Annotated in this window: 10 protein-coding genes; 3 read left to right on the forward strand and 7 right to left on the reverse strand. The window is 44.0% G+C overall.

Features of this window, described 5'->3' with window-relative positions:
- Positions 1–32 precede the first annotated feature (32 nt).
- The gene (locus tag ACFQ2O_RS16565) at positions 33–1358 is read left to right on the forward strand and encodes a sensor histidine kinase (RefSeq protein WP_377530248.1); all 1326 of its coding nucleotides are present in this window, start codon (positions 33–35) and stop codon (positions 1356–1358) included.
- 30 nt (positions 1359–1388) lie between these two features.
- Here ACFQ2O_RS16565 and ACFQ2O_RS16570 read toward each other — a convergent pair whose 3' ends face one another.
- Entirely contained in the window at positions 1389–2438 is a 1050-nt protein-coding gene (locus ACFQ2O_RS16570) for an endonuclease/exonuclease/phosphatase family protein (RefSeq protein ID WP_377530252.1), read from the reverse strand.
- Positions 2439–2513: 75 nt separating this feature from the next.
- On the opposite strand from ACFQ2O_RS16570, the gene gldC reads away from it, so the two are divergent.
- On the forward strand, positions 2514–2858 hold the full coding sequence (gldC, locus tag ACFQ2O_RS16575) for a gliding motility protein GldC (protein ID WP_377530256.1): 345 nt from the start codon (positions 2514–2516) through the stop codon (positions 2856–2858).
- Between the two features lie 77 nt (positions 2859–2935).
- Here gldC and ACFQ2O_RS16580 read toward each other — a convergent pair whose 3' ends face one another.
- The 6 genes from ACFQ2O_RS16580 to guaA all read right to left on the reverse strand — a co-directional run bounded on the left by ACFQ2O_RS16580 (position 2936) and on the right by guaA (position 9853).
- Positions 2936–3403: a hypothetical protein gene (locus ACFQ2O_RS16580; protein ID WP_377530261.1), complete on the reverse strand. Its 468-nt coding sequence runs from the start codon at positions 3401–3403 to the stop codon at positions 2936–2938.
- 303 nt (positions 3404–3706) lie between these two features.
- On the reverse strand, positions 3707–4156 hold the full coding sequence (locus tag ACFQ2O_RS16585; protein WP_377530264.1) for a hypothetical protein: 450 nt from the start codon (positions 4154–4156) through the stop codon (positions 3707–3709).
- 177 nt (positions 4157–4333) lie between these two features.
- On the reverse strand, positions 4334–4870 hold the full coding sequence (dcd, locus tag ACFQ2O_RS16590; protein ID WP_377530268.1) for a dCTP deaminase: 537 nt from the start codon (positions 4868–4870) through the stop codon (positions 4334–4336).
- A 332-nt stretch (positions 4871–5202) separates the two neighbouring features.
- Positions 5203–6504, reverse strand: coding sequence for a glutamate-1-semialdehyde 2,1-aminomutase (gene hemL, locus ACFQ2O_RS16595; RefSeq protein WP_377530271.1), 1302 nt, complete (start codon positions 6502–6504; stop codon positions 5203–5205).
- A gap of 29 nt (positions 6505–6533) precedes the next feature.
- Complete coding sequence (locus tag ACFQ2O_RS16600) at positions 6534–8231, reverse strand: ABC transporter substrate-binding protein (RefSeq protein ID WP_377530274.1); 1698 nt, start codon at positions 8229–8231, stop codon at positions 6534–6536.
- 92 nt (positions 8232–8323) lie between these two features.
- The gene (guaA, locus tag ACFQ2O_RS16605) at positions 8324–9853 is read right to left on the reverse strand and encodes a glutamine-hydrolyzing GMP synthase (RefSeq protein ID WP_377530278.1); all 1530 of its coding nucleotides are present in this window, start codon (positions 9851–9853) and stop codon (positions 8324–8326) included.
- A gap of 266 nt (positions 9854–10119) precedes the next feature.
- On the opposite strand from guaA, the gene ACFQ2O_RS16610 reads away from it, so the two are divergent.
- Positions 10120–10428, forward strand: a complete 309-nt coding sequence (locus ACFQ2O_RS16610) for a hypothetical protein (RefSeq protein ID WP_377530280.1) — start codon at positions 10120–10122, stop codon at positions 10426–10428.
- Positions 10429–10522: the final 94 nt, after the last annotated feature.

Below are 10522 nucleotides of genomic sequence, written 5' to 3' on the forward strand. Positions count from 1 at the left end.
ATAAATTGCTTCGTTTTTTTATACTATTATAAATGAAGCTGTATCTGTACCGCTCTGCACCTCAAGCTTACTTAGCTGATTTCAAGCAACATTATCTTCTCCACAACATCAAAGCGGTGCGCCTTCTGTCGAGGGTATGGTTTGGTATAGCAGCTATTGTACTTGTCAGCAACATGCTCTTTGATTATAGCAGCCAATTTGCCGGAGCCGCTATATACCGCTACGCCTACAGCAGCTATGCCATTTTAGGGCTGCTGGTCTTTGTAGCCGATTCAGTTCTGCGCAGGCGGCCATCGGCACAAACCTACTCCGTCTACCGGTTTATTTACCTGATGTATGCTTTTGTGTTTGCTATCACCTGCCTTCTTATGTCGGTAGCGGTGCAGGGCAGCCCTATTAATAACATGACGATGTATCTGCTGGGCTTGTCTTTGGTGGCTGTGTTAATTGTGCTGGAGCTTAAAGAGGTCTTGTTGTTGAGCTTGCTGGTTGAGGCAACGTTTGTAGCAGGAGTAACCCTTCTTGATCTAACGATGGACCGACTGATTATGAACCAGACTGGTTCTGTATTTTTGATCCTCTTCTTTTTTCTGATCAGCCGATTAAATTACAGTTTCCGCGCAAATCACTTCATGCAGCTCAGGCAGATAGAAGAGAAGAACCTGGAGCTGGAAAGTTTGAGCAAGGCTAAAACAGATATTTTAGGTATTGTTGCACATGACCTGCAAGGGCCGTTCAACAATATAGAAATGATGGCAAAGCTGCTGCAGAAGAAAACCATGCCGGAAGACCAAGAGATAAGGATGCATGAAATGATCCTGAAGTGCTGCCAGAGCTCGAAGACCATCATCAATGATTTGCTAGAGATGGCCCGATATGAACAGAAGGAAAATTTTGATTTTGAGCCTCATGACCTGAACCAGGTATTAGAGGAAATAGAGGAAGATTGGCAGCTTCAATTAAAAGAAACCAGGCAGCTTTCGGTACAGAAAGCAGGTGCAGCTCTTTTAATACAGCTAGACAAGTATAAATTTAAGCGTGTGCTTGATAACCTGATTTCAAATGCTGTAAAATTTACACAAGACAAAGGTCGCATAGATATCTTTCTTCAAAAGAACGAACAGGAGGTACTGCTGAAAATTTCTGATAATGGTGTTGGTATACCACAGGACATGCGGCAGCACTTATTTAAGCCATTTTCCAGAGCAGGTAGAAGTGGTGTGCGTGGTGAGCGCTCAGTAGGTTTAGGTTTAAGTATAACACGCACATTGGTAGAGCAACACGGAGGCACGATAGATGTAGACACGGAACAGCAGCAGGGTACTACTTTCTGCATTACCCTTCCTATACATACTTAGCAGAGCTGCCATGGCTGCTTCTTTTGCTATTTAGCGCTTAGCCTTACGCACCTTGATATATACTGGGAAGTGATCAGAGAAGCCGCCCAAGTATAAATTGCCGTTATAGGTGCTGCGTGGTGTTTCTTTATACTTGCCAAGGGTATACTTAATAGCGACCGGATCATAAATACCTGCCGATCCACGGACGTATTGCAGCCCCCCTTGCTCATCAATCAGCGATTTTGAGATCATGATCTGGTCCACCATCATAAAATCTCCCCGGCTGTGGTAACTGCCAAGACCGTTTACATAAAGCAGGAAATGTGTATTAAATAGTTCTTCGTTATATGCAGGGTTAGGCCGCCCTGTAGCCTTTAGTACCTGTTGCATAACCGGTGTGCGTGGCTCTGTGTCAAAATCACCCATTACGATGATCTTAGCTTTTGGGTCAGCCGCCTGTTGTTTGTTTATCTCTCGGCGTAGTGTTGCTGCGGCAGCACGTAGCTTACTATCATCGGCTCTCCCTCGGCGAGTTTGAATACGTTGCGGCCAGTGGTTCACGTAAATAGTTACTAACTCACCACGCAGCTCTCCCTTTACCTGCAGGATATCTCTGGAGCTGTAGGCCTTGTCCTTGAAATCTATTTTTATACTTGCAGTAGAAGTAGGTTTAAAGACCTTAGGCCGGTAGAGCAGGGCCACGTCCATACCTTGGCTGTCAGGCATATCATAGTGTACGAAGCTATACTTATACTTCTTGAGTGGGGAAGTGTTGATCAAGTGCTCCATTACCTGCCTGTTCTCTACCTCGGCCAACCCTACAATGGCAGGTCCATCGTCTCCTGCTATACCTGCTATAACAGTAGCGATATTTTTGAGTTTTAGTTGATAGCGCTCCTCTGTCCACTGCATGCCTCCGTTTGGGGTGAATGCGTAGTCTTTGGTTTTAGAGTTGTTTTGAGTGTCAAATAGATCTTCGGTATTATAGAAGGCAATGGTGTTCAGCTTCCCTTTATTTGAAGAGGAAGGGGTTTTGGTACATCCGATCAGGATGAAAAAGGTAAAAAGCAATAAGGGTGTTTTAATTAAGTGGCGCATCTTGTAACTTTGTGCTTATATATCTATCAAAGCATATTACGAGAATTATATACAATAAAGTTTAAAATTGAGTCGATGAAGAAATCAGAGATATACTTTAGCATAGCCTTAGATGATAACCGTGTGCCAGAAGCTATCAGCTGGCGAGCAACAGATGCGGGAGATAAGATACACTTTGCCAAGGCAATAAACATTTCCCTTTGGGACCGTGATGAGGCTGGTACTATGAAAATAGACCTTTGGACGAAGGATATGCCTGTGGATGAAATGAAATATTTTTACATCGATACGATGGGTGCCATGGCGCAGAGCATCGCTACTGCCACCAGCGATGAAGTGATGGCGAAGAAAATTCAGGCCCTTTGCAAAGAGCTGATGGAACATGTAGAGCAGGACCGTATCAAGAATGAAGGTAAATAAGCCTGCCTGAGCATAAACAGCAGCGCCGCCCCAGTTATGGAGGCGGCGCTGCTGTTTATAAAGCTAATGCTGTGCTGTTACTCAATAGTCTTCAAATCGCTATTGGCCATAGCTCCATCTGTTTCTGACGCATCAGACTGCTTTACATCCGTTACAAATTCTTTATCTATATTAGTATAAGCTTTACGCTTATTAAAGTATGAGTTATACTGCACAGTGCTTAATACACTCTCCAGGTAACGGTCGCGTTCGGCTCGCGCTTTATTACTCAGTTCATCAATTTTAGCCTGATTACCGGCATATTCTTCTTCAATGGCTGTAATGTCTTCAGCCACTTTCAAGTTAATGTCTCTCACTTTCTGTGACTGATAATTATTTAGCTGTAGGCCACGAATCATCTCTTCTGACAAATGATCTGCTCTGGCACTTGCTAATGCCGTAGAAGTTTTATTTTCAGTTGCATTGGAAGACAATTTGTTTCCGCTGGCTTTTGTAGCACACGCTGATCCCAGCATCATGCAAGCCAATATCCATTTTCTTTTCATATAGCTATCCGTCCTTTCCTGTTGTTTAATGTATTCCTATTCAGTTATACGTGCAACAGGAGGCTAACTGTTTAATTTATACTTGTTTGTAGCACAATCCAATTCGCGAAATGTGCTTAACAAGGGCAGGAGGGGAGCTGGTACAAATCAACACATGTTATCAGCTTGAGCTAAAGTGGCTAAATGTAGCTTTGAATGCACTTTAGATCCTAGCTGAATCTATAAAGCAAAAAAAAGCAGAACCAAATCTCGAAAGAGGAGTGGTTCTGCTTACACATGATGATGTGTAAGTTTTATACTTGCTTAGTTAGCAGCTACAGCTTTAGGGTTCTGCTGGGCGCTTACAGTTGCTAACACGTTGCTGTTAGAGTTATCTGCCAGCGTTGACATAAATTCTTGGTCAATGGCAGCATAAGCCGAACGGCTATTGAAGTATTTGTTATACTGCACGGTGCTTAAAACCTCTTCCAGGTATAGGTCCCGAGCTGTAAAAGCTTCTTGCGTCAGTTGTTTTATTTTTGCCTCGTTGCCAGCATACTGCTGCTCTATGGCAGTTATCTGCTCTGCAACCTGCGTATTGATCTCTCTTATTTTTGATGATTGAAAGTTGTTCAGACGAAGGCTTTTGATCATTTGATCTGACAAGTTATTGGCTCTGGCGCTAACCACAGCTGCAGAAGATTTATCTCCGCTTGCCTTAGATGCAAAAACACATCCGAATGTCATACAAATCATTACCAGTAGTTTCTTCATAATATCCCTTTCTATAGTTTTATGGTGTGTTAAGTTGATTACAACGCTGTGTGGGTGCTGATAATTCCGCAGCTTGTTGTAAAGTTTGTAGTGTATATAGTGCAGATACTATGCCAAAAGCCCATTTAATCTGACATTAAATGGGCTTTTGGTGATATAATAAGGTTATTTAGCTAGCTACCACTCATTCATCCACATCATAGACTCAACAGGTGTGATGGTGCGGTTATTATACTTGGCATCCTGTTTCGTGTTGTAGTAATTTTCTATGCCGCCTTTCACATCAAAGTAGATAAGCTGGCCGATTGGCATGCCATAGTATATTCTTACCTTTTGCGAAACAGATATTTCTAAAGTCCAGGTGTTGCAAAAGCCTACATCACCTTTCCCTGCCGTAGCGTGAATATCAATACCCAGACGACCCACACTGGATTTTCCTTCTAAAAAAGGTACGTGTGCCAGTGTTTCAGTGTATTCTAATGTTACTCCCAAGTATAGCTTACCAGGTTCCAGCACAAAGCCCTCCTCTGGAATCTCGAATGTATCAATCTTATTGTGCTTGCGCGCATCCAAAACTTCATCTCTGTAATTGGCGAGGTAACGACCTAAATGCACATCATACGAGTTTGTACCAAGGCAGTCGCGGTTAAAAGGCTCTACCAGGATAGTACCCTTTTGTATTTCCTCTAATATCTGTTTATCTGTTAAAATCATGATGGTGGTAAATTGGGAGCGTAAAAGTAATAATTAAAACTGCCTGGTTAAACCGAAAAATAAGATTTAGAAGATTTTTTTACCAAACAAATGTGCTGGTAGAAGTACAGAAGGAAGAGATATGAATTTGCTGCCAGGTTCTTTACAGGCAGTGTATAGCGCAAAGAATGAAGTATAATCATTTTCAGGATACTGATTTAAAGTATAAGCGGGTTGCTAGTGCTGCGCCAGATTAAAAGTTAGAAATGATTATCAAAAAGAATTTGGCAAATTTTCTGATGACAATTACTAGACTAGTAAAAAGTAGCAACCCGCTTAGCAAAGGCTGTAGCCTATTTAGCTTCAAGCGCCTCTTTTATACTTTCAATACTTGCCTGCACGTACTGCTCCACCAGATCTTCAGTAATTGAAGTTGAAACAAACAGCGTCTCATACTGTGACGGTGCAAGGTAAATTCCTCGTTGTAACATGGCATTAAAATAGCGCCCAAACATTGCTGTGTCAGATGTTTTTGCTGACTCAAAATCATTAACAGGCTGATCTGTAAAGAAGATACTAAACATAGAGCCCACACGGTTTATGGTGAATTTGTGGCCTGACTGTTCAAGGTTTTGTTGCATGCCTGCTACCATTTTCCCAGCAGTATGGTCTAGCTGCGTGTACACCTCTGGGTGCTCATTTAAATAGGTAAGCATAGCCATACCCGCCGACATGGCGATAGGGTTGCCTGAAAGCGTTCCAGCTTGGTATACAGGTCCGGCAGGAGCTACATAATCCATCAGCTCTTTTTTGCCTCCATAGGCGCCTACAGGCATTCCACCACCTATAATCTTGCCAAGCGTACTTAGGTCTGGCGTAACGCCGTACAGCTCCTGTGCACCACCTCTAGCCAGCCTGAAGCCTGTCATCACTTCATCAAAAATCAACACAATACCTTCTTTGTCACAAATGGAGCGTAAGCCTTGCAAGAAACCATCGGCAGGTGTAACTAAGCCCATATTGCCTGCTACCGGCTCTAAAATAATGGCAGCTACCTGGCCTTTGTTTGCCTCAACAAGCGTCTGCACAGCTTCCAAATTGTTGAAAGGGGCAGTAAGGGTATCATTCGCAGTGCCTTTGGTTACACCCGGACTATCAGGTACTCCTAGCGTGATAGCTCCGCTACCGGCTGAAATCAGGAAAGAATCGCCGTGACCATGGTAGCAGCCTTCAAACTTGATAATTTTATCGCGGCCGGTATAGCCCCTGGCTACGCGTATGGCAGACATAGTAGCTTCTGTACCGGAGTTAACCATGCGTACCTTTTCTATACTTGGCACCATGCTAACGATGAGTTCGGCAATCTCTATTTCCTTGCGGGTAGGAGCTCCAAAAGATAGAGAGTTAGGAATGGCATCCTGTACCGCTTTCTGAACTAGTTCTGATGCATGGCCCAATATCATTGGGCCCCACGAATTGATCAGGTCAATAAACTTATTGCCATCTTCATCAAACATGTAAGCGCCTTTGGCTGACACCATAAATCTTGGGTTGCCACCTACAGCTTTAAAAGCACGAACAGGTGAGTTTACACCACCCGGAATGCTGTTTTGCGCCCGAAGGAAAAGGTCATTACTTGTTGCTGCTTGTATCATATGAATATATGTCTTTGATAGAAATCCGATTATTGAACAGGGTTTACAACGGTTAGTTGTAGATTCTCCAGTTTTGTTATGGGCACATACTGGTTGTCTGGCTGCAGCTGACCTGCTTGTGATCTGTTAGTGTAGCCGACACCTGTTAGGATGACGCCAGGTTGTATGCCAGATGTGCTTAGCTGTTGATTAAACTGCGGGCCATAGGTATTCAACAACTGCCCGAAGTAATAGAGCATTTCAAAGCCTGAGTAAGCGTACTGAGAAGGAGGGAGGCCATACTTGTTTGTGTAGGTTTTCTTAAACCAAGTATGCGTCGGGCTCTGCTTATCTACGTGCTTCGGGCTTACGAAGTATATTTGTAAATCGTCCAGTTGGCGTAAGGTGATCTGGTTTATGTCCAGCCACTTATCATACGTTATCAACGGAAGTTCACGTGCATTACTCTGTAGCAGACTTGTGGCATTTACGGCTGCCGTCATTTTATCAGAGAAAACAGCCATGTGACCCACTTCCTGCAGGTTCAGGCCGCGGAAGAGCGTGGCTGTGGCCGAAGACTGGGCAGAATTAAATTTCTTGTATACTTTCACCTTGCCACCCAGCTTTAGAAACTGCTGTCGGTAGTGGTAAGCAAAAGTGGTATCCTCTTTTGCGCTCTCAAAAAGAATAATAGCTGATTTAGGTGTGAAATTCTGATAAGCATACGTAGCCGCCTGGCGCGCCTGTGTGGCAACAGACGCCTCAAAAAGGAAGACATTGCTCAAGCCTTTTGCCATCTCCAGATCCTGAGAAAGCGGGTTTACAATGTTGATGTCGTTTTGTTGGGCGTACCGGGAAGCAACCTTAGCGGCAGATTTGTAGATTGGTCCGATTATCAGGTCCATCTGCTTCAGCTCCGGCTTGTTTAATACCGCTTTCACGCTCATCGTATCTGCGCTGGTGTCGTAAGTATAGAGCTTAAGGTTGATGCCCTGCTTTTGCAGCGAGTCCTGCGCCATTTTCATGCCGGCATACATATCCGTCACAAACTGGTTTTTACGGGCAGTCTGGGCCAAGTCCTGGTTCAGCTGGAAAGGTAGCAACAGTGCCACTTCGAAACCGGCATTCGTTAAAGCAGTCTTGCTAAGGTAGCGACTACGGTCAAAATTAAACTGCTGTACAAGTCGCTCTAATGTCTGGCGATCTTGCGCGCGGTACCATCCGCCCACCAGCTTGTCGGCAAAAACCTGGGCGACAGTTTTATCAGAATTAAATCGCTTAAGGAGTTGCTCATACTTAGGTCTGTCATTCAAGCGGGTGAGGTAGTAGCGTATAAGGCCTTCCGCATCAGTTGCTAAGGCAGAACCCTGGATCTCCTGTAACTTGCTGATAGCCCGCTCATATTCGCCTTGCTCAAAGAGCACATTTGCCAGCAGGTAATCTGCATCTGCCATACCGTCCCAACTGGCAAACTGATTCTGCAGTTGCAGTAGTGTGCGGTACGCGTCGTCTACTTTATTGCTTTTCAGCGCAGCCAAGGCATAGAAATAAGATGCCTCGGGGCCGTAGTTGCCGTTTTGAGTCAGGGGTTTCAGTTCAGCCATGGCCAGGTCATAGCGCTGCTGCTGCAGCAGAACCTTGCCGTTGCTATAAGCTGTGGCCGGGTCTTGCGTCTGAGCCTGTGCTGGTAGCGCTAAAACCACAACAATTGCCAGGCTGGCTATATTTTTCCAGGTGCTTTTTCTCATATGGTTTGATAATTTGACAAAAGACAAAGGACAAAAGACGTTTCTTATACTTGTCCTTCATCCTTTGTCTTTATCTCATGTTGTATCAAAAATTATTCCCACTCAATAGTAGCTGGTGGTTTTGAGCTTATATCATACACAACGCGGTTAACGCCTTTTACTTTATTGATGATTTCGTTTGACACATCAGCCAAGAATTCATACGGTAATCGGCTCCAGTCGGCTGTCATACCATCTATACTTGTTACAGCACGCAGCGCTACCACATTTTCATAGGTGCGTTCGTCGCCCATAACACCAACAGATTGTACCGGTGTTAAAATAGCGCCTGCCTGCCACACTTCGTCATACAAGCCCGTTTTCTTCAGGTTGCTGATAAAGATATGGTCTACCTGCTGGAGTATAGCTACCTTTTGTGGCGTTACATCACTAAGTATACGTATTGCCAAGCCTGGTCCCGGGAACGGGTGACGGCCAAGTATAGTATCATCGATTTTTAAGGTTTTACCTACTAAGCGTACTTCATCTTTAAACAAAGTTTTTAGTGGTTCCACTACTTTTAGTTTCATGTAGTCTGGCAACCCCCCTACGTTATGATGCGATTTGATGGTAGCAGAAGGACCTTTCACACTCATAGACTCGATCACGTCCGGGTAAATCGTTCCCTGTGCCAGCCACTTTACATCTTCTATCTGATGTGCTTCGTCATCAAATACTTCTATAAAAACTCGGCCAATGGCTTTGCGCTTCAACTCAGGATCACTGATTCCGGCTAGGGCCTCGTAAAATCTGCTTTTTGAGTCAACGCCCTTCACATTAAGCCCCATGTGCTTATAAGAGTCCAGCACTGTTTCAAACTCGTCTTTGCGTAGCAGGCCATTGTCTACAAATATGCAGTACAGGTTCTTGCCAATAGCCTGGTGAATGAGCATAGCGGCCACACTCGAGTCTACTCCGCCTGAGAGGCCAAGTACAACTTTATCGTTACCAATTTGCTGCTGCAGATCGGCAACTGTAGCTTCTATAAACTGCTCTGAAGTCCAGTCCTGCACACAACCGCAAATATGCACCACAAAGTTACGTAGCAGTGTTTTGCCTTCGTCTGAGTGAGTTACTTCCGGATGAAACTGGATACCATACGTTTCATGATCCCGGAACTTATAAGCAGCTACACGCACACTGTCTGTACTGGCTATTACTTCGATATTTTCCGGTATCTCATAAATCGTATCCCCATGCGACATCCACACCACTGAACCTAAAGTAAGTTCTTTCAGGAGGCGGTCGTGGTTGTGCAGTTCAGTAAGGCGGGCACGACCATACTCGCGGATTGTAGAAGGAGTAACTTCGCCACCATATTCAAAAGCCATAAGCTGGGCGCCGTAGCACACACCAAGTACAGGTATTTTACCTACAAACTGGCTAAGGTCAATGGTGGGATGTTCAGCGTCGCGTACAGAACAGGGGCTACCTGAAAATATAACGCCTTTTACTTCTTCTGTAAGTTCCGGTACATTGTTGTACGGGTAAATCTCGCAGTAAACATTGAGCTCGCGAACCCTTCTGGCAATAAGCTGGGTGTATTGTGAGCCGAAATCGAGGATGAGTATTTTTTCTGGCATGCGCAAAATTAAGGCACTTTTATAGTTTATGCTAATTCTTTGGGAGGGTTTTTACTTAAGCGCCTAAAGAAGAGCTTTTCCTTGAAGTATCTGACATTTTTAAACTTGTAAAGAGGCAATATCATATAAAACTATTGTTAAAGCATTTACTAGATCTCAGAGTTAGGTGAAACAGCAATTGCTTAAGTATAAATACTTAAGCAATTGCTGTTTGTGCAAACAAATATGTATAACTACACATTGCGTATGGCGTATTCCTTTTCTATATGAACAAGGATGGATTAGAATTGTGGAACTGGAGGCGTATTATAATCGGAGAGGTTCCGGTGGAGTTTATGCTCGAGACATTATTTCGGACTATCATCGTTTACTTATTTTTAATCTTCATACTCAGGATGCTTGGCAAGCGTATGAATGCACAGCTTACGTTAACGGAAATGGCTGTTATGATTACGCTCGGTGCCATCGTTTCTCCTGCCATGCAGCTCCCTGATCGGGGCATCTTACCAGCCATCGTAATTCTTAGCTGTATACTTTTTCTACAGCGCGGCCTTGGGCAGCTTTCATTTAAGTAACTCAAGTTGCGATTATATACATTTATTGATGGTGTAGGCAAAAACAAAGAGGACTAGTTTCAAGATAAACCCCTGAGGAGTTACCGCGTGAATG

The sequence above is a fragment of the Pontibacter rugosus genome (assembly GCF_042678745.1).
In the GTDB taxonomy this organism is placed as follows: Bacteria; Bacteroidota; Bacteroidia; order Cytophagales; family Hymenobacteraceae; genus Pontibacter; species Pontibacter rugosus.